This window comes from Mesorhizobium sp. M2A.F.Ca.ET.043.02.1.1 (assembly GCF_003952405.1).
In the GTDB taxonomy this organism is placed as follows: domain Bacteria; phylum Pseudomonadota; class Alphaproteobacteria; order Rhizobiales; family Rhizobiaceae; genus Mesorhizobium.
In genome coordinates this window covers 1,953,225-1,977,396 of record NZ_CP034445.1, presented here as the reverse complement: position 1 = coordinate 1,977,396, position 24,172 = coordinate 1,953,225, and the positions used below count along the sequence as shown (strand labels likewise).

The window sequence follows — 24,172 nt, the reverse complement described above, 5'->3', positions numbered from 1 at the left end:
ACCATCTCGACCATCATAGGACGACCGAAGCCACCGGCCTCCTTGGCGAAAACGGCAAGGCCGGTCCATATCCGAAGCGCATCACAATATCCGGCCTGCGGGTCTCGCCGACAATCCCCGCCAGGTCGGCGCGCAGGCGGGCGACCTCGACAGGCTGGTTGATGAAGGCGAGCTTAAGTCCCAAGCTCGTCGCGGCCAAAGCGAAGCGCTGGCACGCCTGACCGACCCTGACCCAGTGGTCGTGGTCCGGCCGCTCGGCAAAGAAGATCGCCACCCCTGCCGATGAGTCGATCTGACGGGCGTATTTCTCATTCTCCTGGGCGGCGCTGAACAACCGGTCCAAGGCGATCCGGCCAAGGCCGCTCGGCAGCACCGGGCTGCCGCTCGCGGCTGAGAAGAGCCCATCGCCTCGAGCCATTGCGCTGCGCGGGTTGAAGCGGATCCACTGCTTCAGCTCATGCATGAATGCGGGGTCATTCATCTGGTCTTCATTGCCGGCGAGGACGAGATCCCGCACCTGCTTCATCCGCCCCTGATCGGTGACAAGCGCCAGGCTCACACCCGGTATCGCGGCTGCGCGCTCAAGCTCGACGAGATCCGCGGCAGGGGTGGCGCGGCCATCATATTCGGCACGCGTCGATTGGCGTTTCGGAATGGCGTTGGCCAACGGGTCCGCTTTCGCCTCGCCCATGAGGTAGTCGTAACGGATTCCGTTGCCGTCGGCCGTAAGCGAAGCCTCGCCGGTTCGGCCAGTCGCCGCCGCGGCGAGCATGAGATTGGCCGCGGCGCATCCCAGGCTGACATAGAGATGATGATCGTCAGGGTCGACGATCGGAGTCCGCCTCTGAAGGTCAGGCCGGATCTCGATTGCATGCCCTTCAAGCTGGAACCGCCAGGGCTGCGTATTATGGCTATTGGCCGCCAAGGTTGCGTAACGGACGATGGCCCCAAGATCGGGCGTCAGGCGGTCACGCAATCCGGCGGCGAAGACCTCATACTGGGCCATGGACCCGACCGCCGATCGCCAACCGGCAACACCGGTGCCCGCCGCGACAAGCGCGGCGCCTGCGCCCACGAGCATCGTTCGCCTGTTCATCGTGCCCTCTCGAATAAACTTGCAGGCAAGATAGCGGCGGCTCGGGAATAGCCCTTGATCTCAATCAAGGCCTTTGATCGACCCGCCGCCTAGGCGGCGCGACCGTCGAACTCGAACACTTCGATGCCGGCGACGTCGACGTCGTCGAGGCAGTTGATGTTGATATAGGCCGTGCGTTCGCCGCTTTCGCCGACATCCTCGGCGAAGGGGTGGATTCCGCAGGTCCGGCAGAAGCGATGCGCGATTTGAGCCTTGCCGAAGGTGTAGCGGCCGAGGTCGTCGCCCCAGGCGACCAGACTGAGCTTCTCATGCGGCACCGCCCACAGCAGCGCGCCCTTGCGCGCGCAGATCGAGCAGTTGCAGCGCACCGCGCCGCCGATCTCACCCTTGACCTCGAATGCCACCTTGCCGCAGTGGCAACTGCCTTTGTACAGCATCAGCATCTTCCCATCGCTGGCAGGGTGCAAAGGCACGCTTGCCGGGTTATCTCTTTGCCGGGCCCAACATCAGGCCGCGCGTCTAAAAGACGTTGCAAATTTGCAAGGTCCGACATCGAAAATGCAATCCGTCCGCGATCGTCTCGAAACCATCCTGTCACGTCTTGCCAATCGCGCGGCCGAGGAGCGGGTCTACACCAAGCTCTATGCCGCGGCCGCGCGGGCAGCCGCCGATGCGTCCGACGCTCGCCGCAAGGCCGGCGTCAGCCTTGGCCCGCTCGACGGGCGCATCGTCTCGATCAAGGATCTGTTCGACGTTGCCGGCGAGCCGACCACGGCCGGGTCGCTGATCCTCGCCGGCACCGCGCCGGCGACGCGGGACGCGGCCATCGTGGCGCGGCTCCGGCGGGCGGGCGCCGTGATCGTCGGCAAGACCAACATGACCGAATTCGCCTTCACCGCGATCGGCGACAACCTTCACTATGGCACGCCGGGCAATGCCGCCGACGCCAGCCTGATCCCGGGCGGCTCGTCATCGGGGGCGGGCGTTGCGGTCGGCGAGGGCACAAGCGACATCTCGATCGGTTCGGACACCGGCGGCTCGGTGCGCATCCCGGCCTCGCTCAACGGCATCGTCGGCTTCAAGCCGACGGCGGGGCGCGTGCCTTTGACGGGCGCCTTTCCGCTGTCGATGACGCTGGATTCGATTGGCCCGCTTGCCCGCAGCGTCGCCGATTGCGCGATTGCCGATGCGATCATGGCCGCAGATGAGCCGGCGGCCCTTCAGCCGGTCCCGCTTGCGACCTTGCGCATCGGCATTCCGCGCGGCGTCTTGTTCGGCGAGACGCAAGCCGAGGTCGCGGAAGCTTTCGAGGCCTGCATCGACAGGATCGGGCAGGCTGGCGCCGGCGCCGTCGATTTGCCCATCGACGATCTCATCGCCGAAATGCGCGCCGCGACCAGACGCGGCACGATCGCCTCAATGGAGGGCGCCGAAGTGCATGCCGACTGGCTGGCGAGCGGCGCCTCCGTGCCGGTCGATCCGCATGTCACCGGGCCGTTGTCGCGCGCGCTGTCGGTTCCCGCCTCGGCCTACATCCGCACGATCCGCCGTCGCGGCGAGCTTGCGACGGCGATGGCGGAACGGCTGGAGGCGGTCGACGTGCTGGCGTTGCCGACCGTTCCGATCGTCGCGCCTTCCATTGCCGCCATGGCCGGCGACGAAGCGTTGCGCGACAGGACGGAAGGGCTGCTCTTGCGCAACACGCAGGTCGCCAACCAGTTCGACCTCTGCGCCATCTCGCTGCCGATGCCGGGCACCAAGTTGCCGGCCGGGTTGATGCTGGTGGGCAAGCATGGGCATGATCGCCGGCTGCTCGCCATCGCGGCGGTCGTTGAGGCTTTGCTCGGCCGTTGACAGGGACGCGGCGAACCAAGGCAAATTTGTCGTCAGAGAGGATTTGCCCCGAGTTCCTTCGCGCCCCCCTCTGTCCCGCCGGCGTCTCCGGTCTGCATCGTCGCAATGGTCTCGGCGAATTAATCGCCAGCTGGAAAGCGTCGCCGGTAGTGCTCGATCACTTCCGGATTGCGCAGGTTGACGGGCAGCTTGCCGGCGAGCACCAGCAGCGCCTCGCCGGCGGCGCCGACACCCATGCGCATCATCGATTCCTCGGTGATGCCGGCCATGTGCGGGGTGACGATGACATTGTCGAAGCCGAAATAGGGATGGTTGGGCGGCAGCGGCTGCACGGAAAAGACGTCGAGCGCGGCGCCGCCGATGCGGCCTTCTCGCAAGGCTTCGATCAGCGCCTCGTCGTCGACCACCGGGCCGCGCGAGACGTTGATCAGCAGTGCGCCGGGCTTCATACGGGCGATGCGCTCGCGGCTGATCAGGCCGCGCGTCTCCGCCGTCAGCGGGCAGCAGAGCACGATGACGTCGCTCTGCTCGACCAGCGCGTCGATCGACAGGAAGCCGACGCGCTCGGGCGCCGGGCGCAGGCTGCGCGTCGTTGCCACGACATTGAGGTCGAAACCGTGCGCGGCGATATGCCCGACGGCCTGGCCGACCGCGCCGAGGCCGACAATGCCGATCGTCTTGCCGGCAAGCTCGCTGGTCGAATTGGCATGCTCGCGCCCGGCAAGCCAGCCCTTGGCGCGCAGGTCGCGGTCCATCACGCGGAAGCGCCGCAATAGGGCGAGCGCTGCGAACATCACATGCTCGGCGACCGAGCGAGCGTTGACGGCGGGTACGTTCGCGACAAGCACGCCGGCGGCGGTCGCCGCCTCGACCGGGATCATGTCCAGCCCGGCGCCGTGGCGGATAGCGGCTCGCAAATTCGCCGCGCCTTGAAACAGTTCCGGCGGCAGCGGCGCGCGCACGATGACGATGTCGGCGTCGCGGGCCTCAGTGGTCAATGTCTTTGGATCGAGCGCGGAAGCGACGGCCAGCCGCCCTGCTCCGGCCAGCATGGCCGTGGCGCGGGGGTGCAGCGGATGCGTCGCCAGGATCTTGCGCATTGCACTCAGACCTTCTCGAGCGCCGCGCTTTTCGGTTCTGTTGCGTGGCCTTCGATGATCCCTTTCCAGTAGCTCTCGGCGCCCTGCAAATGGGCGCTCATCAGAGCCTGGGCGAGGTTGCCGTCGCGGCGCAGCAGCGCTTCGTAGATCTGGATATGCTCGGCATGCGAGCGCACGCTGCGTTCGGGATCGTTGAAATAGATCGGCAGGCGCTGCTCGCCCATCAGGTAATAGACGCTGCAGATGTTGTGGAAGACGCTGTTCTTGGTGGCGCGCACGATCTCGAGGTGGAATTCGCGGTCCTCCTTGGCGAGGCCTTCACCGGCGGCGATGCGTTCTTCGGAGGCTTTCAGGATCTCGCGCAGGCGTTCGAAGTTTTCTTCCGTTGCGCGCGAGCAGGCAAGCTCGGCTGCCTTGATCTCGTGGATCTTGCGCAGTTCTACCGTCTCATAAATCTGCACCGGATCGAGCGGCAGGCCGGCGCGGGCGAACAGCGCCAGCGCTTCCACGCTCGCCTGCTTGGTGTCGATATAGATGCCGGACTTGGCGCGCCGCTCGACGATGCGCATGGCTTCCAGGATGGCAAGCGCCTCGCGGATCTGGCCGCGGCTGACGGCGAAATGTTCAGCCAGCTCGCGTTCCGAAGGCGTGCGGCCGGACTCCTTGTCCGAGTTGGAGAAGAGATAGGCGGCGAGTTCCGCGAGAAGGTTCTTTTCTTTCATCGTCAAATACGTTGCGCGTGCGCCTCCAGGAATCGCTCGGAGATGGTGAAACCCAATCCAGGCTTTTCAGGGATCGCTATCATACCGTCCTCCGCTTCGACAGTCTCCTCGACCAGGTCGTGGATCATCGGGTTGGCGCCGAGCGAATATTCGATGATGAAGGAGGCGGGCGAGGCGGCGCACACATGCAGCCCGGCGAAGAAGCAGGGCGCGCCGGCCCACAGATGCGGCGCGAAACGCAGGTTGAAGGCGCTGGCGATGGTGCCGATCTTCATCGCCTCGCTGATGCCGCCGCAGAAAGCGGGATCCGGCTGGAAGATGTCGGCCGATTTCAACACCGCCAGGTCGCGGAAGGCGTAGCGCGTCGCCTCGCTTTCGCCCGTGGCGATCGGCGTTGAGCCCGAGGCTCGTACCTCGGCCATGCCCGGCTTGTCGTCGGCGATCACAGGCTCCTCGAACCAGGCGAGGTCGAGATCGGCGGTGAGCTGGATGAAGCGCTTGGCCTCGGCGACGGTGTAGGTGCCGTGCGCGTCGACCATCAGGTCGACCTCCGGACCGATCGCCTGCCTTGCGGCGCGCACGCGCGCGGCCGAAAGATGGGGCGCGCCGTCCATGGCGCCGACGCGCATCTTCAGCGCCTTGAAGCCGCCCTTGGCGATGTAGGATTGCAACTGCTCGCCGATGGCGTCGGGGGAGGCCCAGCCGCCCGAAGCGTAGGCCTGCATGCGCTCGACCTTGCGGCCGCCGAGCAGCCGCCATACGGGCTGCCCGAGCGACTTGCCGAGGATGTCCCACAGCGCGATGTCGACGGCGCTGATCGCCGCCACGCTCATGCCGCGCCGCGCCAGCTGCGGCATCGCATGGCCGGCATGTGCCGCCGTCTCGTGCCGCACGCCGTTATAGAGCATTTCCCAGATGATGCCGATGTCGGCCGGATCGCGGCCGATGAGTTGCGGACCGATCTCGTGATTGAGCATATGGACGAGCGCGCCATAGCTGCCGGCGCTGCCGGCGGCGTTCTTGCCTTCGCCCCAGCCGACCAGGCCGTCGTCGGTCTCGATGCGCAGAATGGCGGCGTCGAACGTCGTCACCTGCCCGAAGTCGCTGCGATGCTGCCTCGCGACTTCGATCGGGACACGGACCCACCAGGCCTGAACGCTTTTGATGCGCATATTTTCCCTTCGGCCCCTCCGCCCGCCAGGCGGAAGGGACAAGCTTTGATCGGAGGTCTACTTGATCAGCGGCAGCAGCGTTTCGGCGGTTATGCGCATCTGGTCGGTGTAGAATTTCTCCGTAAGCACGCTGGAGCCGTGGTCCTGGATGAATTTGAGCTGCTCGGGCGAGATGTCGACCGGATTGCGTTCGACCATCTCCGGATAAGGCGCGGCGGGCGTGCGGTCGACGGGGGCGACGAACTCGTTGGTCAGCGCGCCGTCATAGCCGACTTCCTTCAGCGTGCGCACGATCTTCGGCCAGTCGATCTGGCCAAGGCCGGCGGCGAAGCGGTTGTTGTCGGCGACATGGAAATCGAACAGGCGCTTTCCGACCTGGCGGATCGCGTCATAGACGTTAAATTCCTCCATGTGGATGTGGTAGGCGTCGAGGCAGACGCCGCATTCGGGGCTCACCGCGTCGGCGAGCGCGAGCGCCTGGGCGCCGCGATTGAAGAGATAGGTCTCGAAGCGGTTGAGCGGTTCGATGGCGATCCGGACGCCGACCTTCTTGGCATGGGTGAAGCATTCGCGCGTGGCATCGACCACCCAGCCCCATTCCTCCGCCTCGGTGCCGTCCGGCACCACCTTGCCGACGGTCGCGGGCACCAGCGTGATGATCTCGCCGTCGAGCTCGCTCACCATGGTGAGCACGTCCTTGACATATTGGACGGACCGCTCGCGCTGGCCCTGGTTCTTGGCGGCGAGGTTGCGTTCGCCGAGCATCAGCGTCACCGAACCCCAGCAGCGGATGCCATACTCCTTGAGCAGCGCGCGCGTCTCCTTGGTCTTGTACTGCTCGGGCTCGCCGGAAATCTCGATCGATTCGTAGCCGAACTTCTTGATGCGCTTCAGCGTCACCTCCAGCGGCTCCGCCCGCATCCAATTGTGCGTCGAAAGATGCATGGTCTATCCTTCCCAGAATTCGCCTGTCACATTTTACCCGCGACGCCTCGAACAGAGGCGGCCGCACGTTTCCTCCCCAAGGCGTTGCCAGGTTTTCCTCGAAACTGGTTCGACCAATTGGGCCTGTCATGACGTCTACAGCAAATTTTCGCGCGCGGCAAGAAGTGGGCAGAGGAAGGCGACCGCGCCGGACAATGCTATGATTTAATAAGGTAATTTCGCATTTCCAATTGCGGGTCCGCGGCTTCTTCCAGCTTTTCAGGCGCTTGACCGAACTACGGGATTTGGTAATACCAGAATGACATGGCGTTCAGATGCCGTCAGGACTGACCAAACAGGCTGGCCCTCGCTCCAATTGGCGCTATGCTTGGTCACGAAAACAAGAGAGGGAGGATGCCGATGCCGACGACGATGAAGGGTCCCGGCCTGTTTCTGGCGCAGTTCGCGGGCGATGCCGCACCGTTCAATTCGCTGGCTTCGATCACCAAATGGGCGGCCGGGCTCGGCTACAAGGGCGTGCAGATCCCGACCTGGGACGGACGCCTGTTCGACCTCGCGAAGGCGGCCTCGTCGAAAGCCTATTGCGACGAGGTGAAAGGCATCTGCGCCGACGCGGGCGTCGAGATCACGGAACTGTCGACGCACCTGCAAGGGCAACTGGTGGCGGTGCATCCTGCCTATGACGCGCAGATGGACGGCTTCGCGCCGCCATCGGTGCACAACAATCCCAAGGCGCGCCAGCAATGGGCCGTCGAACAGATGAAGTTCGGCGCCAAGGCGTCGCGCAATCTCGGGCTGAACGCCTCGGTGTCGTTCACCGGCTCGCTGGCCTTCCCCTACCTCTATCCGTTCCCGCAGCGGCCGGCCGGACTGATCGAGGAAGCCTTCGGCGAGCTCGGCAAACGCTGGAAGCCGATCCTCGACGTCTATGAGGACAATGGCGTCGATGTCGGCTACGAGATCCACCCTTCCGAGGACGTGTTCGACGGCGCGACCTTCGAGATGTTCCTCGACGCGGTCGGCGGCCACAAGCGCTGCAACATCAATTACGATCCGTCGCATTTCCTGCTGCAGCAGCTCGACTATCTGGAATTCATCGACATCTATCACGAGCGGATCAAGGCCTTCCACGTCAAGGACGCCGAGTTCAATCCGACCGGACGGCAGGGCGTCTATTCCGGCTATCAGGGCTGGGTGAACCGGGCAGGCCGCTTCCGCTCGCTTGGCGACGGCCAGGTCGATTTCAGCGGCATCTTCTCCAAGCTCACCCAGTACAATTACGATTCCTGGGCGGTGCTGGAATGGGAATGCTGCCTGAAGCATCCCGAGGACGGCGCAGCCGAAGGCGCGCCCTTCATCCAGCACCACATCATCCGGGTGACCGAGAAGGCTTTCGACGATTTCGCCGCCGGCACGACCGACAAAAAGCTGCTGCGGGCGATGATGGGGATTTGACCCGCGAACTTCCCTGGAAGATCGACAGCGGGTCCGGGCGGGGTTGAATTCAAAGCCGCGGCGGACCCTTATACCCCGCCCGACGCCGTGCGTCGGCCCTCCGCAGGGGGAGGGTGAGCAGCCAAGAGGAGAGGACGAAAAATGGTCGGCGCATCGAAGTCGGAAACGGGAGGCGGCCCGATCCGCTACGGCATGGTTGGCGGCGGGCAGGGTGCCTTCATCGGCGCGGTGCATCGCATCGCGGCGCGCATGGACAATGATTTCGTGCTGGTGGCCGGCGCGCTGTCGTCGGACCCGGCGCGTGCCAAGGCTTCCGCCGCCGAGCTCGGGCTCGATCCAGCGCGCAGCTACAGCTCCTACGCCGAGATGGCCAAGGCCGAGGCCAAGCGTCCCGACGGCATCGAGGCGGTGGCGATCGTCACCCCCAACAACGTGCATGTGCCCGCGGCCAAGGCCTTCCTCGAGGCCGGCATCCATGTCATCTGCGACAAGCCGCTGGCAACGTCGCTCGCCGAGGCGAAGAAGCTTGCCGCGCTGGTCGAGAAGACCGGCAAGGTGTTCGTGCTTACCCACAATTACACCGCCTATCCGATGATCCGGCAGGCGCGCGAGATGGTGGCCAAGGGCCAGCTCGGCGACATCCGCATCGTGCAGTCGGAATATCCGCAGGACTGGCTGACCGAGGATCTCGCCGCCACCGGCCAGAAGCAGGCCTCGTGGCGCTCCGATCCCAAGCAGGCGGGCGCCGGCGGCGCGCTTGGCGACATCGGCACGCATGCCTACAATCTTGCCCGCTTCGTGTCCGGGCTGGAGCTGGATTCTCTGTCGGCCGACCTCGATGCCTTCGTGCCTGGGCGCCAGCTCGACGACAATGTCAATGTCATGCTGCGCTTCAAGCCAGTCGGCAACAAGCATCCGGCCAAGGGCATGATCTGGGCAAGCCAGGTGGCGCCCGGCCATGAGAACGGGCTGAAGCTGCGCATCTATGGCTCGAAGGGCGGGCTGGTATGGGTGCAGGCCGACCCGAACTATCTCTGGTACACGCCTTTCGGCCAGCCGAAGCAGCTGCTCACCCGGGCCGGCGCCGGCGCGATGCCGGTCGCGGCGCGTGTGACCCGTGTGCCATCCGGACATCCGGAAGGCTATCTCGAAGGTTTTGCCAACATCTACCAGGAGGCCGCCCGCGCAATCCGGGCGGCACGCAGAAGGGGCGGCAAGCCGGGCAAGGATGTGATTTTCCCGACGATCGAGGACGGCGTCGAAGGCATGGCCTTCATCGAGGCCTGCGTGAAGTCGTCGAAGAAAAATGGGGCGTGGACGAAGCTCTAGGGACGGCTGCGTCGTCTGAGGGGGAGTCCCCCTCACCCGGATTGCCAGCCGAATTGCAAACGCAATTCGGGGCAATCCGACCTCTCCCCGAGGGGAGAGGAGGGCGCCGGCGCCGACGACAACCTCTTTCTCCCCGCCGGGGAGAAGGTGGCAGCGAAAGCGGCCGGATGAGGGGGAGTGCGGCCCGCCAACGCAAATGGCTGGCCGCAAGCGGGGAGGGGTGTCGATGAAAATCGGCATGTGCATGTTCTTGTGGACCACCAGCGTCTCGAAGAAGGATGTGACGCTGTTGAAGGACATCAAGGCGACGGGTTTCGACGGCGTCGAGATACCGGTCTTTGCCGGCGCGCCTGACGACTACAAAAGGTTGGGCGAGATGCTCGACCGCATCGGTCTGGAGCGCACCGCGGTCTCGGCGATGGGCGATCCGGCGATGAACCTGATCTCGCCGGATGCCGCCGCGCGCAAGGCCGGTATCGATTACATGAAATGGGCGATCGACTGCAGCGCGGCGCTTGGCTCCAACACGCTGAGCGGGCCGCTGCATTCGACGCTCGGCGCCTTTTCCGGCAGCGGGCCGACTTCTGCCGAGAAGAAGCGCTCGATCGCCTCGCAGCGCGCCATCGGTGACCATGCCGGCAAGAAGGGCGTGACCATCGGATTGGAGGCGCTCAACCGCTTCGAATGCTATCTGGTCAACACCATGGCCGATCTGTGCGAGCATATCGATGCGATCGACCGGCCGCACATCAAGGCGATGTACGACACGTTCCATGCCAATATCGAGGAGGCCGATCCGATCGGCGCCTATACGAAGCATCGCCGCAATATCGTCCATGTCCACATTTCGGAGAACGACCGCGGGGTGCCGGGGCGCGGCAACATTCCATGGAAGGAGACTTTCTCCGCCATCCGCAAAAGCGGTTATGACGACTGGCTGACGATCGAGTCCTTCGGCCGCTCGCTGAAGCATCTGGCTGCGGCGACGAAGGTGTGGCGGGATTTCGCGGAGAGCCCGGAGGCGGTTTATCGCGAGGGGCATAGGCATATCAGGGACGGGTGGAAGGGGGCGGCTTAGGTGCACCGTCCGATCGGCGTCGCGATCCTTCGCGCCCCCCTCTGTCCTGCCGGACATCTCCCCCACGAGGGGAGATTGGCAGCTCCGTTCGCTCCGCTGAACCTTGCAGCGTCGACGATTGGCGAAAGCCGCGATGACGGCTGATCTCCCCCCAAGTGGGGGAGATGCCCGGCAGGGCAGAGGGGGGCGCTGTCCCGCCGACCTCTCCTTAAAAGGCAGCAGTCCAACTACCCCTGCTCGGCCTGCAGCCGGTTGTAATCATGCAGCGTGCGGCTGAGCCTTCGGCGCAGGAAATTCGAGATGTTGTCGAAGATGAAGACGACGAGCAGGGTCAAAAGCACCATGTAGAAGACGTTGGCCCAGTTCGAATTGGTGCGCATCGCTTCCCACAATTTCAGGCCAATGCCGCCGGCGCCGACGGCACCGATGATGGTGGCGCCGCGGGTGTTCGATTCCCACTGGTAGAGGGTCTGGCTGATGAAGACCGGCACCACCTCAGGCAGCACGCCGTAGCGCTGCACCAATATCTCGTTGGCGCCGGTCGAGAGCACGCCTTCGCGCGGCTTGTCGTCGATGTTCTCCAGCGCCTCGGAATAGGTTTTGCCGAGCGTGCCGATCTCGGTGAAGAAGATCGCGGCGCTGCCGGCCAGCGGTCCCGGGCCGAAGGCGCGGGTGAAGAACAGCGCCCAGATCAACATGTCGACCGAGCGCATGAAATCGAAGAAGCGTTTCAGCACCTGGCTCAGAACGCCGCTCGGCGTGATGTTGCGGGCGGCGAAGAAGGCGAGCGGGAAAGCGACGATGCCGCCGAGCAGCGTGCCGAGGAACGCCATGACGATGGTCTGCAGCAGCTTCGTCCAGACATCACCGTGCTGCCATTGGGCGTTGTTCCAGAAATTGTCGGCGGCCAAAGCGAGGTTCGACGTGCCCGGCTTGAGTTCCGGCCCGGAGACGATCAGCGAGATGACTTCGCTATAGGGTTTGCCGAAGAACGGCGAGCGCGTATCGAAGACGAAATTCGCCCAACCGAGGAAGCGCTTGCGCACCTTGACGCGGTCGACGGTGACGCGCACCTCGCCGGCAAAGCCCAGCTTGGCGACGATCTCGTCATCATGGACGGTGATCCAGTCGGGCATCGGACCAGTGACTATCGGCTTGCCGCCGGTCAGCGCTATGGGCACGGTCAGGCCGTTGGCCGTGATCGTCGCTTTGGTCTTGTCGAAGGTGACGGATTTGGCGTTGCCGTCGATCTGGACGGTGTAAGTGCCGTCGGGATTCTTGATCACCCAATCGGGTTCGGGGTTTTCGCCGAGCGCCGAGAAGCGCGGATATTTCGGCGTGATCTCGGGCTGGTCGAGGCGGAATTCCGGCTGCAGATCGTAGCTGATCCATTGCGACAGGAAGAGCGGCAGGCGCTCCCAGTGCGACTCGCGCAGCACCTGCGGCAAGCTGAAGAACCACAGGGCGTAGCCAAGATAGAGCACCGTGCCCGCAACCAGCAGCAGCGGCCAGAAGCGCTTGTAGGCCGGCCGCTGGAAGATCTGCGGGTGGCGATCTTCGATGGCGCTTAGTTCGTCGGCGGTCATAGCAGCCATGTCAAGCGCTCATCAGGAAAGCCTGCTCGCCGACGAGCTTGCGGCGCAGCCAGGCGGAGAACTGGTCGACGATGATGATGGTGACGAAGAGCAGGAGCACCAGCGCCAGCGTCTTGGCGCCGAAGCCGCGCGAGATGGCAAGCTTCAGCTCCTCGCCGATACCGCCGCCGCCGACCGCGCCCATGATGGTCGAGATGCGCACATTGATCTCGATCCGGAGCAGCGTGTAGGACATGAAGTTGGGCAGCACCTGCGGCAGGTCGGCGAAGCGCACGCGCTCGAACCAATTGGCGCCGACCGCGCGCAGGCCCTCTTCCGGGCGCATGTCGATGTTCTCGTTGATCTCGTAGAAGAGCTTGCCCAGCGCGCCGATCGAATGCAGGCCAATGGCGATGATTGCCGCGACGGGGCCAATCGAGACGATCGCCGCGAACAGGCCGGCAATGACGATCTCCGGAAAGGCGCGCAGCAGTTCCATGAAGCGCTTGACGACGAGCCGCAGGATAGGGCTCGGCGTCAGGTTGCGCGCGGCGATGAAGGAGAAAGGTACGGCGAAGACGAAGCCGATGAAGGTCGAGACCAACGCCACGTTCACCGTCGTCAGCATCAGCTCGAAATATTCGGGGATGTAGAAGCCGCCCCAGATGTAGACCCGGCCGAGCGGGAAGTTGAACTCCTGCGTGCCCTTGTCGCTGGGCGAGGCGATGTCGAACAGCGCACGCCAAACATCGTTCCAGTCCTTCGGGATCAGCCAGCTCAGGAAATCGAGGATATGCGGCAGGCGGTCGAAGAAGTGGCCGGCATTGGCCTCGTCGGCGAACCACATGGTCGCGAACATGGCGACAAGCAGCAGGCCGACGCCAAGCGCGGTGTAGAAGCGGCGCAGCGAGGTCTGGCGCCGCCAGGCGTCGGCCTGCTGGCGGGTCGCATCGGAATGGATCGTTGTCGAAAGGGTCATGATTGTGAATGCAAAAAGGGCGGCGTTTTTTGCGACGCCGCCCTTTTCCTGATGCCTTCAGCCGCCGATAGCGGCTTTGCGGGCTTCGACGATGACGTTGTAGAAGTCAGGCTTCACCGGGACGTAGCCGGTGAAATCGCCGCCTTCGATGCCTTCGAAGCAGGCCTTGTCCTTGGCCGGCAGGGCGGTGAAGAAGGCGGTGAGCTTGGCGGTCATGTCGTCGCCGAGCGCGGTGCGGACAACCAGCGGACCGTTCGGGATCAGGCCCGAGCGCCACACTTCGACGAAGTCGTTCGGGTCGACCGCGCCCTTGGCGACTTCCTTGTGGAAGGTGCCCGAGGTGTAGCCGTTCTTGAAGTCGCCGATGCCCGAGGAGTCGTCCACCGCCACGTCGACCTTGCCGTCGCGCACGGCCAGGATGTTGTTCTCGTGGCCGCCGTTGAACTGGGTCGAGGCGAAGTAGGTCTCGTTGGAAGCGCCAGTGTCCTTCGGAATCTGGGTCAGCGGGATCAGGTAGCCCGAGGTCGAATCCGGATCGGCATAGCCGAGCTTCTTGCCCTTGGCCGACTTGATGTCGGTGATGCCGGAGGTCTTCAGCGCCAGGCCAACCGAATAATAGCCGGTCGAGCCGTCGGTCTGCTTGGTGGTGAGGATCGGGGTGACCGCCTTCGGGTCCTTGAGATAGATGCTGGCGTAGCCGGACGCGCCGAGCTCGGCGAAATCGAGCGTGCCGCCGAGCAGGCCCTGGATGACGCCGTCATAGTCGGCGGCCGGGAAAAGCGAAACCTTCTCGAAGCCGAATTCCGACTTCAGGTGGTCGGCGAGGCACTGATAGTTGCGCAGACGGTCGGTCTCATTCTCGCCGCCGAGGATGCCGACGCGGAATTCCTTGATATCGGCGGCGTGCGCGGCGCTTGCGGCCATGGCGAGCAGCGAAACCGCTCCAAAAACCATCTTCCTGAACATTTGCTCTCTCTCCTGTTGTTCCGGCTGCGCGCCGGCGGCGTTCTGATTTTTCAAGTCTTGCCTTTGACGCTGGCGGGCGATCCGGGTTGCTCTGCCGAAATCCACGATTTGCCCGGACCGACTGGGGGCGGGGCAATGGACTCAGTAGCCAGGGAAGGCGGGTTCGAGCGGTCCGGCGGATGCGATGATCTTCGGCTTGATGGTCACGCTGGTCGACGTGATGGCCTCGGAGATCTCGGCGCCGCTGGCATCGGCGCCGTAGACCATGCGCACGGCGTCGCGATCGAGGTCTTGCGGGGCGCCATCGAAGACGACCTTGCCGGCGGCCATGCCGATGATGCGGCTGCAATAGGCGCGGGCGGTGTCCAGCGTGTGCAGATTGGTGACGACGGTGATGCCTTCGCGCAGATTGATGTCGCGCAGCGAATCCATCACCATCTTGGCGTTGAGCGGGTCGAGCGAGGCGATCGGCTCGTCGGCCAGAAGCACCTTCGGCTGCTGCATCATGGCGCGGGCGATCGCGACGCGCTGCTGCTGGCCGCCGGACAGCGTGCCGGCCGGCTGAAGCGCGATGCGGGCGATGTCGAGGCGCTCGAGCGCGGCGACCGCCTCGGCGCATTCGGTGCGCGTGAACATGCCGAGCAGGTTAGAAACCGTCGAGCGGTGGTTGAGGCGGCCGAGCAGGACATTGGTCAAGACGTCGAGGCGCGGCACGAGGTTGAACTGCTGGAAGATCATGGCGCAGTCGCGCTGCCAGCGGCGCAGCGGCGAGCCCTGCAGGGAGGAGACCTCGGCGCCGTCAAAAAAAATCGATCCCTGGCTGGGATCGATGAGACGATTGATCATGCGCAGCAGCGTGGACTTCCCGGCGCCGGAGCGGCCGATGATACCGACCATCTGACCGCGCGGGATCGAGATGTTGATGTCGCTGACAGCGGTGTTCTTGCCAAATCGTCGGGTTACGCCGCGGATTTCGAGCGTGGCCGATGATGCTGACATGGCAAAACTCCGGTACGTCGCGGTTTCGAGGGTCCGTTAACCTTCGCTAGCGCAGCCCGATGAAGCTGGGGTGTCGGATTGATGTCAGTTTTGTTACGAGTCACAGGCTTGACGGGGTTAATTCCCGGCACAGGGATTTTGATCGGGCCGGCTATGTTTCTGTTGGGCAGCGGCATACCTTGGAGATTGGCTGAAACGCCCATTCCCGTCGTCATCCACGGGCGGAGCAAGGAGCGCAGCAACGCGCGCAGACCCGAGGATCCATTCCGTGACGCATGAGCGCTGCCGCGGAGCAGAATTCTGCTCCGCTGCACGCTTCGATCAGGGTCACGGAATGGATCCCAGGGTCTCCGCGACGCCGCTTCGCGGCTGCTTCGCCCAGGGATGACGAGGTTGGAGGGCTTCAGCCAATCCCCGGCGTTTGTGCTGATTTCACGCAAAGGAACGGTGAAACCTTGCCCGCCGACAAGCGGCAACTTCCACAATCCCTGCGCAGAACCACTAGCCAAGCACCAGCAATTCCTCGAAATGCTTCATGTCCTTGAAGCTGCAAAAGGCCGGAGCCTTCAGCTCGATCACCTGAGCTTCGCGCTTGAGGAATGACAAGCAGTCGTCGAACAATTCCTGCCAGGCCGCGGCCCGCTGGTCGGCGAGGCGGCGGATCTGGTAGGCGAAGGTGATGTGGAAGACATAGGTGTCGTGGTCCGGATGGCGGTAACCGAACGGCACCGAAAGCGCATCGCGCCAGGCTTTCAGGATCCGGCGATCCTCCTCAGTGGCGCCGGCGACGGTGAGGCCCGTCGGCACGACTTCGACAATCTTGACCTTGAAGGGACCGTGGCCCTCGAAGCCTTGCAGGCGCTCGAGATAGAGGCGGGTCATATCGTCGATGCTGGTGTCGAGCGGCACGTCCGACCGCCAGTAGGGAAGGCGACGCCGGTATTCGATGATGCCCTGGAAGAGCGTCATATGCAGGCTGGAGATGGGGGTGAAGGCGAGCCGATCGGCATCCGGCATGGCAAGCATGCGCTCGCGTACCTCGATGATCGCCGCTTCGGAAGGCGAGCCCTTGACCAGATGGCAGACGACCGTGTTGCCCGGTTCAGGGAGGAAGTTGCCGGCTGTGTCGTAACGGGTACCGAGATGCGTGGGCAGAGCCGGGTCGGTACCTTCGAAAAATCCGGCGAGCGAAGGTCTGACTGTGTCGAGCATGGCGATCTCCTGGGGAGATCGGCTCTTGTCCGAGTCATGTGTCAAGGATGTGAATGGTGAATGGTGAATGGTGAATGGTGAATGGTGAGAAAGAAGGGCGTCGTTACCATTCGCTATTGACCATTCACCATTCACCGAAATCAGCCGCCGTATTTCTCCAAAAACGCCTCGGCCGACAGCTCTCGGAAATCGTCGAGCGCGGCGCGCAGTGTTGCATGGTCCCAGTCCCACCAGGCTAAGGCCTGGTACCGCTCGGCGGTGCGGCGGTCGAAGCGCTCGCGGATCGGTTTCGCCGGCACGCCGCCGACGATGGTGTAGGGCGCGACGTCCTTCGACACCACCGCCCCGGCGCCGACCGCCGCGCCGTCGCCGACGGTGACGCCGGGCAGGATGGTCGAGCCGTGGCCGAGCCAGGTGTCGTGGCCGATGGTGACGCGTTTGGCGCGGCGCTGAGCGAAAAACTCGCTTTCATGCTCGGCGTCGTCCCAATAATCCGACGCGCGGTAGGTGAAATGGTGCAGCGTCGGCCGCCAGGTCGGATGGTTTGTGGCGTTGATGCGCACGCTTGCCGCGATGTTGGAGAACTTGCCGATGGTGGCGCACCAGACCGCGCAATCCTGCATCATGTAGGAATAGTCGCCGAGCTCGCATTCGGCGACGCGGCTGCGCTCGGCGATCTCGGTCCAGCGGCCGAGCGTCGAGTTTTCGACCTGCGCCGTCGGATGGATCAGCGGCGCCTCCGAGAGTTTTTTGCTCATGCGGCGATCTTTCCAGGGGCGAAGGCGGTGACGTCGATGACGCGATCGGCGACCGCGCCGCGCACGTCGAGGTCATGGAAGATGCCGAGCAGCGCAACGCCGGCCGCTTTCTTGGCGGCGATGAGTTCGACCACAACATCGCGATTCCGGGCGTCGAGCGAAGCGGTCGGCTCGTCGAGCAGCAGGATCGGATGCTCGGTGATGAAGCCGCGCGCGATGTTGACGCGCTGCTGCTCGCCGCCGGAGAAGGTCGCCGGCGGCAGCGCCCAGAGCTTTTCGGGCAGGTTGAGCTGCGCAAGCAAGGAGCGAGCCTTCGCCCGCGCGGTCTCGCGATCCCCGCCGCGCTCGACCAGCGGCTCGGCGACGACGTCGAGCGCCGAGACGCGCGGCACGGTGCGCAGGAACTGGCTGACATAGCCTATGGTGTGGCGGCGCACGGAAAGCACGGTGCGCGGGCTGGCGGAGGCGAGGTCGATCAACCCGCCCCCATGCTGGACGATGATCTGGCCTTCGTCTACGGCGTAGTTGCCGTAGAGCATCTTAAGGATCGAGCTTTTTCCGGCGCCCGACGGACCGCCGAGCACGGCGCATTCGCCTGCGCGGATCGCGAAAGAGACGCCCGCCACCACCGGCAGCGTGACGCCATCGCGCAGATGCATGGTGAAGCTTTTCGCGACATCGGAAACAACAAGCGGCGTGGCCATGATTAGAGTCCTTTATTTTGCCGCATGGTCTGGTCCGAAAACCGGCTTCCACTTTTCGGGACCATGCGGCTAGACCTGCAAAATCGAAGAAACGAGAAGCTGGGTGTAAGGCGCGCGCGGATCGTCGAGCACGCGGTCGGTGAGGCCGCTCTCGACGACGCGGCCGTCCTTCATCACCATCATGCGCTGCGACAGAAGCCGCGCCACCGCGAGGTCGTGAGTGACGACAATCGCCGCCAGCCCCAGATCGGTGACCAGACCGCGCAACAGGTCGAGCAGGCGCGCCTGCACCGAGACGTCGAGACCGCCGGTAGGCTCGTCCATGAAGACGAGCTGCGGCCCGGTCACCAAGTTGCGGGCGATCTGCAGGCGCTGGCGCATGCCGCCGGAAAAGGCGCGGGGCTCGTCGTCGATGCGGTCCTCGTCGATCTCGACGCGCGACAGCCAGTCAACGGCGGTGGCGCGGATCCTGCCATAGTGGCGGTCGCCGACCGCCATCAGCCGCTCGCCGACATTGGCTCCGGCGGAGACCGTCATGCGCAGCCCGTCGGCCGGGTTCTGGTGGACGAAGCCCCAGTCGGTGCGCATCAGGAAGCGGCGCTCGGCCTCGCTCATGCGGTAGAGCTCGCGCCACTGGCCGTCGCGCATCCGGTAGCTCGCGGTGCCGGAAGAAGGCAGCAGCCGGGTCGACAGGCAGTTGAGCAACGTCGTCTTGCCGGAGCCGGACTCGCCGACGACAGCCAGCACCTCGCCCGGCCAGAGATCGAAGGTGACGTTCTCGCAGCCGACGCGCGAGCCGTAGAATTTGGAGAGCGCTGAAACGCGCAGCAGCGGTTCGTCGGTCATTTCGCCTCCTTACCCTCCCCCTTGTGGGGAGGGTCGGCGCGCAGCGCCGGGGTGGGGGTTGAAGAAAGAGAAGATTGGCCGTTCCCCCCACCCGCGCCTTCGGCGCGACCTCCCCACGAGGGGGAGGTAGAGTCGGCCCGCCGCTTCTCGCAATGGTCGGTGTCCGAGCAGACGAACATGTGGCCGCCATGGTCGTCGAGGATGACCTCGTCGAGATAGACATTCTCGGCGCCGCAGAGCGCGCAGGGCTGGTCGAAGGTCTGCACCTCGAAGGGATGATCCTCGAAGTCGAGGCTGACGACGTCGGTGAAGGGCGGCACCGCATAGATGCGCTTCTCGCGGCCGGCGCCGAACAATTGCAAGGCCGGCGAACGATGCATCTTCGGATTGTCGAATTTCGGCGTCGGCGAAGGGTCCATCACATAGCGGCCTTCGACCTTGACCGGATAGGCATAGGTGGTGGCGATGCGGCCATGCTTGGCGATGTCCTCGTAGAGCTTCACATGCATGAGGCCGTATTCCTCCAGCGCATGCATTTTTCGCGTCTCGGTCTCGCGTGGCTCGAGGAAGCGCAGCGGCTCGGGGATCGGCACCTGGAAGACCAGCACCTGGCCGGCAGTCAGTGGCTGCTCAGGGATGCGGTGGCGAGTCTGGATGATGGTCGCCTTAGCGGTCTCGGTGGTGACGTCGACCTTGGCGACCTTCTTGAAGAAGGCGCGGATCGACACGGCGTTGGTGGTGTCGTCGGCGCCCTGGTCGATGACTTTCAACACGTCGTCGGGACCGATGATCGAGGCGGTGACCTGCACGCCGCCAGTGCCCCAACCATAAGGCATCGGCATCTCGCGCGAGGCGAAAGGCACCTGGTAGCCGGGGATGGCGATGCCCTTCAAAATGGCGCGGCGAATCATCCGCTTGGTCTGCTCATCGAGATAGGCGAAGTTGTAGGTGGCTATGTCGGTCGATTGGGCGTTCATTCGGCGGCCTCCCTTTTCTCTTCAGCCTTGTCCTCATTTTCCCGCGCTTCGTATTCGGCGCGCATGCGGCGCACGAGGCCGAGTTCGGCCTGGAAGTCGACATAATGCGGCAGCTTCAGATGCTCGACGAAGCCGGTCGCCTGCACATTGTCGGAATGCGAGATGACGAATTCCTCGTCCTGCGCGGCTGCGACGACATCCTCGCCGAGTTCGCCCGCGCGCAGCGCCCGGTCGCACAACGCCATCGCCATCGCCTTGCGCTCGCTCTGGCCGAACACCAGGCCATAGCCGCGGGTGAACTGCGGCGGCGCCTTGGCCGAGCCCTTGAACTGGTTGACCATCTGGCATTCGGTGACGCGGATGGAGCCCAGCGGCACGGCGAAGGGCAGCTCCGGCACATCCAGCTCCAGCTCGACCTCGCCGATGCGGATCTCGCCGACAAAGGGGTGGTTGCGCGCATAGCCGCGCTGCGTCGAATAGCCGAGCGCCAGCAAAAAGCCCTCGTCGCCGCGCGACAGCGCCTGCAGGCGGATGTCGCGCGCCATCGGGAATTGCAGCGGCTCGCGGGTGATATCGCCCGGCACATGGTCCAACGGCATCTCGCCATCGGCCTCGATCAGGCCTTCATGGGCGAGGATCGCCGAGACGCGCGGCATGGCCTCCGGCTCGACCGGGCGCTGCGCCGGCGTCTCGACCTCAGCGCCGGCGGCGAGCTCCGGATCGAGCAGGCGGTGGGTGTAGTCGAAGGTCGGGCCGAGCACCTGGCCGCCCGGCAGGTCCTTGTAGGTGGCCGAGATACGACGCTCGACCTGCATCGCGCCGGTATCGACCGGATTGGCGTAGCCGAAGCGTGGCAGCGTGGTGCGGTAAGCGCGCACCAGGAAGATCGCCTCGATCATGTCGCCGCGTGCCTGGACGATGGCCAGAGCCGCCAACTCGCGATCATAGAGCGAGCCTTCGCTCATCACCCGGTCGACGCCGAGCGCCAGCTGCTCGACGATCTGGTCGAGGCGCAGCGCCGGCACCGAGCGGTCGCCGCGGCGGCGGTCGGCCAGCAGGCGGTGGGCATTGGCAATGGCGGCTTCGCCACCTTTCACCGCGACATACATGTCATGCCTCCATCGACTTGATGCGGGTGGTGCGCGGCAGGCAGGCGAGGCTGCCTGGCGCTGCCAGGATGATGTCGACGCCGCGCGGGAAACGCTGGTTGTTCTGCTTCCACTGCTCGACGAAATGGCGCGGCATGCCCGGAGGCGCGATCATCGACGTTTTTTCGATCCCGGGGCCCTCAAGCAGCAGCGACGGGCCCGAAGCGAGGTCGTCGACCAGGAGGATCAGCGTCGTCGAGCGGTCGGGGTATTCCTGCGTGCCTTGCGCAAAACCGTCTAGCGCGGCCATCTCCTTCGGATTGGCGATCAGGGCGAAATGCGCGTCGGCCGGCGTGTTGGCCAAGGGCGCGCCGGTGTGGAAGCCGAGCCAGGCCTTGACCGAAGCTTCCGCCTGCAGCGGCGGATCGAGCCAGAGCGGGGTGTCATTGTCGCAGAGCGAGAGCGCCACGGCCCCGGCCGTCGCCGACAATGGCGCCGGCGGGCGGGTGAGTTGCGGCAGGGCCTGCACGGAGCCTGGGCGCGCCATCGCGTCCATGATGGCGCGGAAGACGGTTTGCGCGTTGAAGACTGGCTCGGCGAAGCCGCCGTCGATCGATTGCGTGGCGATATCCATCAGTCCTCTCCGCGCACCATGGTGAAGAAATCCACTTTCGTGGCCGCCGTCTCGACGCGCCGCGTCTCGCGCGCCGCATCGAGCGCCGCGCGCAAAGGCGCGGCGAGCTTCGTCTCGACTGCTTCACGCTGCGGCGGGTCCTGCCACAGCGCGTCGGCGATTGCGGCGAGCCTGGCCTTGTCCTTGTCGCGGCCGAGCGCGTAGGAATGGCCGACCTGGCCGGAGTGCAGCCGCACCGTGGCGCGGGTGACGGTCGCCTCGCCGACATTGAACGGCGCGCCACCGCCGCCGATGCGCCCGCGTACCGTCACCAGTCCGGTCTCGGGGCCGCGCAAGAGCTCGGCCTCGGAAGGCAGGCCCGCTTCGTTCCACAGGCGCGCGATCTCATCGGCTTCGGCATGCGCCAGCGTCTCCATCAAGGCTTTCCGCCCGGCCTGCTCGCGCGCTTCCTGTCCTCGCATGGCATTGCTCCCTGCATGCGTAAAATTTGTCTATTGATATAGACAACTATACAAATTATACTTATCTGGTAACGGGAGTCCATGACGGGTGGATGACAACCCGGAAAAATGCTTGGGGGCGATGGGTGACCGGACTGGCGAGCAGCATCGAAAGGCGCAACGGCGTGTCGCTGTGGCGGCAGATCGCCGACCGGATCCTGCAGGGGATCGCGAGCGGCGATTTCGCCGAGAACGCGGCGCTGCCGCCCGAAGTCGCGTTGGCGGAACGATACGGCGTCAACCGCCACACGGTGCGTAGCGCCATTGCAGCATTGGTGCAGGAAGGCGTGCTGAAGGCCGAGCAGGGCCGCGGCACCTTCGTCCTGTCGCGCAAGCGGCTGTCCTATCCGATCGGCGCGCGCACGCGCTTCTCGACCGGGCTGCAGGGGCAGACGAGCGAGCGGCATATTGCGCTGTTGTCGTCCTCGACGGAGCCGGCCAGCCGGCGCATCGCCGAGGCGCTGGGCCTTGCCAAGGGCGCGGCCGTCATCCGGCTGGAGACGCGCGGCGAGGCCGACGGTCACGCGGTGTCGCGCGCGACGACCTGGTTCGACGCCAAGCGCTTCGCCGGCATCGAGGCGGCAATGGCGGAAACGGGATCGATCACCGCCTCGCTGAAGCGCTTCGGCGTCAATGATTATCTGCGGCACTCGACGGTGCTGTCGGCACGCCATGCCGACGCCGACGACCTCGCAGCGCTCGATCTGCAGCCGGGCGCCATCTTGCTGGTCACCGTCGCCGTCAACGTCACACTCGGCGGTGAGCCGATCCAGTTCGCGGAGTCGAGGTTCCCGGCGGAGCGGGTGGAACTGAGGCTGTCGGCTGGCGATTAGTCCCGCCCATCATCACTCCAGTGCGATAATCTCGGGGTCGTCATCCACGGGCGGAGCGACGCGAAGCGGAGCGCAGACCCGAGGATCCATTCCGTTACCTCGACCGTGGAATGCGACAGAGCAGAATTCTGGATCGTCGCAGAGCTTCGAAGGTCACGGCATGGCAACTGTGTTCACGCGAATGCGGTTTTGTCGCGCATGATGGCGTTGAGGACGACCAGGAGCTTCCTTGCGACGGCGATGATGGCGAGTTTCTTGGACCCTGAGCGGGCAGCAAGTGCGGTATAGAAGGTCTTGAAGCGCTCACAGGTTCTGATGGCGGTGAGGGCAGCCATATAGAGGGCGCGACGCACGCGTGATCGCCCGCCCTGGATCTGGCTCCTGCGGCTGAGCTTGCCGCTCTTGTTGTCGAACGGGGCAAGGCCGGCGAGCGCGGCGATTCGCCTTGGGTGAGCGCTGGCCGAGCTCGGGCAGGAGCGCCAGCAAAGAGAGCGCGCCGACATTGGAGACACCGGGCACGGAGACCATCAGCGCATGGTCGCGAGCGGTGTCCTGGTTTTGACGAATGACTTCGGCAATCTGGCTCTCGAACGCCTTGATACGCGTGTCGAGGAAGGCGATCGTCTCTTCCAGATCGGCAATGACGGCCTCCTCGAAAGCCTCGGCGAGGTGCTTGTTCAGCGCTGCCCGCATCTCGACCAAATGGTCGCGGTGGCCGGCAAGCGATTGAAGCCGCTCGACTTCTTCGCTCGGCGCCGGCTCGGCCTCAGGGTTATAGCGGCGGCCATAGTCGCTCAGCATCCTGGCATCGAGAGGATCGGTCTTGGCGCGCCGGCGCGTCGACTTCGAATAGTGGTGGGTGTGCGCCGGGTTGTGCCGCGAGAACGGCACGCCGGCCTTGGCCAGCGCATGGCGCAGCAGCCGGTCATGGACACCTGTCGCCTCCATGACGACGAAGTCCCGACTGGGATCAAGGCCTGCCACATAGGCGGCGATCGCATCGGCCTGGTTGTCGATGCGCCGAAGACGGCCGCTTGTCTCATCAAAAAAGTCGAGCCACTGCTTGGAGATGTCGCAGCCGACATAGTTCTGGGCTATCATGTCCACGCCTCTTCCTGTGGTGCGGGGTCTGCTTCGAACAGCCCCGTGCAACTGTTCAGGTTGATGGTTCACCGGTGGGAAGGGACCGGGCCATGCCGAAAGGACGACCACGATCCACTCGGTCTCCTTCCCACCTCAACCATACACCAGAACCAACACACAGGATCCCAGGGTCTCCGCGACGGAGCTGCGCTCCTGCTTCGCCCTGGGATGACGAAGGGGTAGGCGCTTCGGCCAATCACCAAGGCTG

General features: G+C 64.7%; 25 protein-coding genes. 5 read left to right on the top strand and 20 right to left on the bottom strand.

Going from position 1 to position 24,172, the window contains the following annotated elements:
• Positions 1-13: 13 nt before the first annotated feature.
• Together EJ068_RS09390 and EJ068_RS09385 are read right to left on the bottom strand one after the other, a co-directional pair.
• Complete coding sequence (locus EJ068_RS09390) at positions 14-976, bottom strand: nitroreductase family protein (protein WP_348639310.1); 963 nt, start codon at positions 974-976, stop codon at positions 14-16.
• Positions 977-1,185: 209 nt separating this feature from the next.
• A complete protein-coding gene (locus tag EJ068_RS09385; protein ID WP_127252681.1) occupies positions 1,186-1,533 on the bottom strand; it encodes a GFA family protein in 348 nt (115 codons plus the stop codon).
• 121 nt (positions 1,534-1,654) lie between these two features.
• On the opposite strand from EJ068_RS09385, the gene EJ068_RS09380 reads away from it, so the two are divergent.
• On the top strand, positions 1,655-2,950 hold the full coding sequence (locus tag EJ068_RS09380; protein ID WP_127252680.1) for an amidase: 1,296 nt from the start codon (positions 1,655-1,657) through the stop codon (positions 2,948-2,950).
• A gap of 119 nt (positions 2,951-3,069) precedes the next feature.
• Here the strand turns inward: EJ068_RS09380 and EJ068_RS09375 are convergent, their stop codons facing one another.
• From EJ068_RS09375 to EJ068_RS09360, 4 genes are read right to left on the bottom strand one after another with little or no spacing between them, the layout of a single operon-like run.
• Positions 3,070-4,050 carry a hydroxyacid dehydrogenase gene (locus tag EJ068_RS09375; protein ID WP_129554520.1) on the bottom strand — a complete coding sequence of 327 codons (981 nt, stop codon included), beginning with the start codon at positions 4,048-4,050 and terminating at the stop codon, positions 3,070-3,072.
• A 5-nt stretch (positions 4,051-4,055) separates the two neighbouring features.
• Positions 4,056-4,772 (bottom strand): FadR/GntR family transcriptional regulator, encoded by a 717-nt coding sequence (locus tag EJ068_RS09370; RefSeq protein ID WP_127252053.1) that lies wholly within the window; start codon positions 4,770-4,772, stop codon positions 4,056-4,058.
• A 2-nt stretch (positions 4,773-4,774) separates the two neighbouring features.
• On the bottom strand, positions 4,775-5,944 hold the full coding sequence (locus tag EJ068_RS09365) for a mandelate racemase/muconate lactonizing enzyme family protein (RefSeq protein ID WP_127252052.1): 1,170 nt from the start codon (positions 5,942-5,944) through the stop codon (positions 4,775-4,777).
• A 57-nt stretch (positions 5,945-6,001) separates the two neighbouring features.
• The gene (locus EJ068_RS09360) at positions 6,002-6,889 is read right to left on the bottom strand and encodes a sugar phosphate isomerase/epimerase (RefSeq protein ID WP_042640703.1); all 888 of its coding nucleotides are present in this window, start codon (positions 6,887-6,889) and stop codon (positions 6,002-6,004) included.
• Positions 6,890-7,288: 399 nt separating this feature from the next.
• On the opposite strand from EJ068_RS09360, the gene EJ068_RS09355 reads away from it, so the two are divergent.
• The 3 genes from EJ068_RS09355 (at position 7,289) to EJ068_RS09345 (ending at position 10,751) form a co-directional block, all read left to right on the top strand.
• The gene (locus EJ068_RS09355; RefSeq protein ID WP_126064313.1) at positions 7,289-8,344 is read left to right on the top strand and encodes a sugar phosphate isomerase/epimerase; all 1,056 of its coding nucleotides are present in this window, start codon (positions 7,289-7,291) and stop codon (positions 8,342-8,344) included.
• Between the two features lie 141 nt (positions 8,345-8,485).
• Positions 8,486-9,673, top strand: coding sequence for a Gfo/Idh/MocA family oxidoreductase (locus EJ068_RS09350; protein ID WP_127252051.1), 1,188 nt, complete (start codon positions 8,486-8,488; stop codon positions 9,671-9,673).
• Positions 9,674-9,899: 226 nt separating this feature from the next.
• Positions 9,900-10,751, top strand: a complete 852-nt coding sequence (locus tag EJ068_RS09345; protein ID WP_127252050.1) for a sugar phosphate isomerase/epimerase — start codon at positions 9,900-9,902, stop codon at positions 10,749-10,751.
• A 227-nt stretch (positions 10,752-10,978) separates the two neighbouring features.
• Here the strand turns inward: EJ068_RS09345 and phnE (EJ068_RS09335) are convergent, their stop codons facing one another.
• The 12 genes from phnE (EJ068_RS09335) to phnG all read right to left on the bottom strand — a co-directional run bounded on the left by phnE (EJ068_RS09335) (position 10,979) and on the right by phnG (position 21,949).
• Entirely contained in the window at positions 10,979-12,346 is a 1,368-nt protein-coding gene (gene phnE / locus EJ068_RS09335; RefSeq protein ID WP_127252049.1) for a phosphonate ABC transporter, permease protein PhnE, read from the bottom strand.
• Between the two features lies 1 nt (position 12,347).
• Positions 12,348-13,304: a phosphonate ABC transporter, permease protein PhnE gene (phnE, locus tag EJ068_RS09330; RefSeq protein ID WP_127252048.1), complete on the bottom strand. Its 957-nt coding sequence runs from the start codon at positions 13,302-13,304 to the stop codon at positions 12,348-12,350.
• A 57-nt stretch (positions 13,305-13,361) separates the two neighbouring features.
• A complete protein-coding gene (phnD, locus tag EJ068_RS09325; protein ID WP_127252047.1) occupies positions 13,362-14,270 on the bottom strand; it encodes a phosphonate ABC transporter substrate-binding protein in 909 nt (302 codons plus the stop codon).
• 141 nt (positions 14,271-14,411) lie between these two features.
• The gene (gene phnC / locus EJ068_RS09320) at positions 14,412-15,269 is read right to left on the bottom strand and encodes a phosphonate ABC transporter ATP-binding protein (protein ID WP_127252046.1); all 858 of its coding nucleotides are present in this window, start codon (positions 15,267-15,269) and stop codon (positions 14,412-14,414) included.
• A gap of 501 nt (positions 15,270-15,770) precedes the next feature.
• A complete protein-coding gene (locus EJ068_RS09315; protein WP_127252045.1) occupies positions 15,771-16,481 on the bottom strand; it encodes a DUF1868 domain-containing protein in 711 nt (236 codons plus the stop codon).
• 140 nt (positions 16,482-16,621) lie between these two features.
• Positions 16,622-17,239 (bottom strand): DapH/DapD/GlmU-related protein, encoded by a 618-nt coding sequence (locus EJ068_RS09310; protein WP_127252044.1) that lies wholly within the window; start codon positions 17,237-17,239, stop codon positions 16,622-16,624.
• Positions 17,236-17,943: a phosphonate C-P lyase system protein PhnL gene (phnL, locus tag EJ068_RS09305; RefSeq protein WP_127252043.1), complete on the bottom strand. Its 708-nt coding sequence runs from the start codon at positions 17,941-17,943 to the stop codon at positions 17,236-17,238. Before phnL ends, EJ068_RS09310 begins: the two co-directional genes overlap by 4 nt.
• A 69-nt stretch (positions 17,944-18,012) precedes the next feature.
• On the bottom strand, positions 18,013-18,789 hold the full coding sequence (phnK, locus tag EJ068_RS09300; RefSeq protein WP_127252042.1) for a phosphonate C-P lyase system protein PhnK: 777 nt from the start codon (positions 18,787-18,789) through the stop codon (positions 18,013-18,015).
• The gene (locus EJ068_RS09295; protein WP_245463387.1) at positions 18,786-19,766 is read right to left on the bottom strand and encodes an alpha-D-ribose 1-methylphosphonate 5-phosphate C-P-lyase PhnJ; all 981 of its coding nucleotides are present in this window, start codon (positions 19,764-19,766) and stop codon (positions 18,786-18,788) included. The genes phnK and EJ068_RS09295 overlap by 4 nt, the downstream gene beginning before the upstream one ends.
• Positions 19,763-20,875: a carbon-phosphorus lyase complex subunit PhnI gene (locus EJ068_RS09290; protein ID WP_127252041.1), complete on the bottom strand. Its 1,113-nt coding sequence runs from the start codon at positions 20,873-20,875 to the stop codon at positions 19,763-19,765. The genes EJ068_RS09295 and EJ068_RS09290 overlap by 4 nt, the downstream gene beginning before the upstream one ends.
• Position 20,876: 1 nt before the next feature.
• A complete protein-coding gene (gene phnH / locus EJ068_RS09285; protein WP_128315903.1) occupies positions 20,877-21,488 on the bottom strand; it encodes a phosphonate C-P lyase system protein PhnH in 612 nt (203 codons plus the stop codon).
• A complete protein-coding gene (gene phnG / locus EJ068_RS09280; protein WP_127252039.1) occupies positions 21,488-21,949 on the bottom strand; it encodes a phosphonate C-P lyase system protein PhnG in 462 nt (153 codons plus the stop codon). Before phnG ends, phnH begins: the two co-directional genes overlap by 1 nt.
• Positions 21,950-22,083: 134 nt before the next feature.
• Between phnG and phnF the strand changes: the two genes are divergently transcribed.
• Positions 22,084-22,821: a phosphonate metabolism transcriptional regulator PhnF gene (phnF, locus tag EJ068_RS09275; RefSeq protein ID WP_245463449.1), complete on the top strand. Its 738-nt coding sequence runs from the start codon at positions 22,084-22,086 to the stop codon at positions 22,819-22,821.
• A gap of 173 nt (positions 22,822-22,994) precedes the next feature.
• On the opposite strand, the gene EJ068_RS32545 is transcribed toward phnF, so the two are convergent.
• Together EJ068_RS32545 and EJ068_RS09265 are read right to left on the bottom strand one after the other, a co-directional pair.
• Positions 22,995-23,156, bottom strand: a complete 162-nt coding sequence (locus EJ068_RS32545) for a hypothetical protein (protein WP_189512684.1) — start codon at positions 23,154-23,156, stop codon at positions 22,995-22,997.
• Complete coding sequence (locus EJ068_RS09265; protein ID WP_129554518.1) at positions 23,125-23,922, bottom strand: transposase; 798 nt, start codon at positions 23,920-23,922, stop codon at positions 23,125-23,127. Before EJ068_RS09265 ends, EJ068_RS32545 begins: the two co-directional genes overlap by 32 nt.
• Positions 23,923-24,172 lie beyond the last annotated feature (250 nt).

Coding starts and splice junctions, on each gene's coding strand:
- EJ068_RS09345 (WP_127252050.1), top strand. CDS start 9,900: ATGAAAATCGGCATGTGCATGTTCTTGTGGACCACCAGCGTCTCGAAG.
- phnE (WP_127252049.1), bottom strand. CDS start 12,346: ATGGCTGCTATGACCGCCGACGAACTAAGCGCCATCGAAGATCGCCAC.
- phnG (WP_127252039.1), bottom strand. CDS start 21,949: ATGCGAGGACAGGAAGCGCGCGAGCAGGCCGGGCGGAAAGCCTTGATG.
- EJ068_RS09310 (WP_127252044.1), bottom strand. CDS start 17,239: ATGAGCAAAAAACTCTCGGAGGCGCCGCTGATCCATCCGACGGCGCAG.
- phnL (WP_127252043.1), bottom strand. CDS start 17,943: ATGGCCACGCCGCTTGTTGTTTCCGATGTCGCGAAAAGCTTCACCATG.
- EJ068_RS09315 (WP_127252045.1), bottom strand. CDS start 16,481: ATGCTCGACACAGTCAGACCTTCGCTCGCCGGATTTTTCGAAGGTACC.
- EJ068_RS09265 (WP_129554518.1), bottom strand. CDS start 23,922: ATGATAGCCCAGAACTATGTCGGCTGCGACATCTCCAAGCAGTGGCTC.
- EJ068_RS09385 (WP_127252681.1), bottom strand. CDS start 1,533: ATGCTGTACAAAGGCAGTTGCCACTGCGGCAAGGTGGCATTCGAGGTC.
- EJ068_RS32545 (WP_189512684.1), bottom strand. CDS start 23,156: ATGGCTGCCCTCACCGCCATCAGAACCTGTGAGCGCTTCAAGACCTTC.
- EJ068_RS09355 (WP_126064313.1), top strand. CDS start 7,289: ATGCCGACGACGATGAAGGGTCCCGGCCTGTTTCTGGCGCAGTTCGCG.
- EJ068_RS09350 (WP_127252051.1), top strand. CDS start 8,486: ATGGTCGGCGCATCGAAGTCGGAAACGGGAGGCGGCCCGATCCGCTAC.
- phnH (WP_128315903.1), bottom strand. CDS start 21,488: ATGGATATCGCCACGCAATCGATCGACGGCGGCTTCGCCGAGCCAGTC.
- EJ068_RS09370 (WP_127252053.1), bottom strand. CDS start 4,772: ATGAAAGAAAAGAACCTTCTCGCGGAACTCGCCGCCTATCTCTTCTCC.
- EJ068_RS09290 (WP_127252041.1), bottom strand. CDS start 20,875: ATGTATGTCGCGGTGAAAGGTGGCGAAGCCGCCATTGCCAATGCCCAC.
- EJ068_RS09365 (WP_127252052.1), bottom strand. CDS start 5,944: ATGCGCATCAAAAGCGTTCAGGCCTGGTGGGTCCGTGTCCCGATCGAA.
- phnK (WP_127252042.1), bottom strand. CDS start 18,789: ATGACCGACGAACCGCTGCTGCGCGTTTCAGCGCTCTCCAAATTCTAC.
- EJ068_RS09360 (WP_042640703.1), bottom strand. CDS start 6,889: ATGCATCTTTCGACGCACAATTGGATGCGGGCGGAGCCGCTGGAGGTG.
- phnD (WP_127252047.1), bottom strand. CDS start 14,270: ATGTTCAGGAAGATGGTTTTTGGAGCGGTTTCGCTGCTCGCCATGGCC.
- phnE (WP_127252048.1), bottom strand. CDS start 13,304: ATGACCCTTTCGACAACGATCCATTCCGATGCGACCCGCCAGCAGGCC.
- phnC (WP_127252046.1), bottom strand. CDS start 15,269: ATGTCAGCATCATCGGCCACGCTCGAAATCCGCGGCGTAACCCGACGA.
- EJ068_RS09375 (WP_129554520.1), bottom strand. CDS start 4,050: ATGCGCAAGATCCTGGCGACGCATCCGCTGCACCCCCGCGCCACGGCC.
- EJ068_RS09380 (WP_127252680.1), top strand. CDS start 1,655: ATGCAATCCGTCCGCGATCGTCTCGAAACCATCCTGTCACGTCTTGCC.
- EJ068_RS09295 (WP_245463387.1), bottom strand. CDS start 19,766: ATGAACGCCCAATCGACCGACATAGCCACCTACAACTTCGCCTATCTC.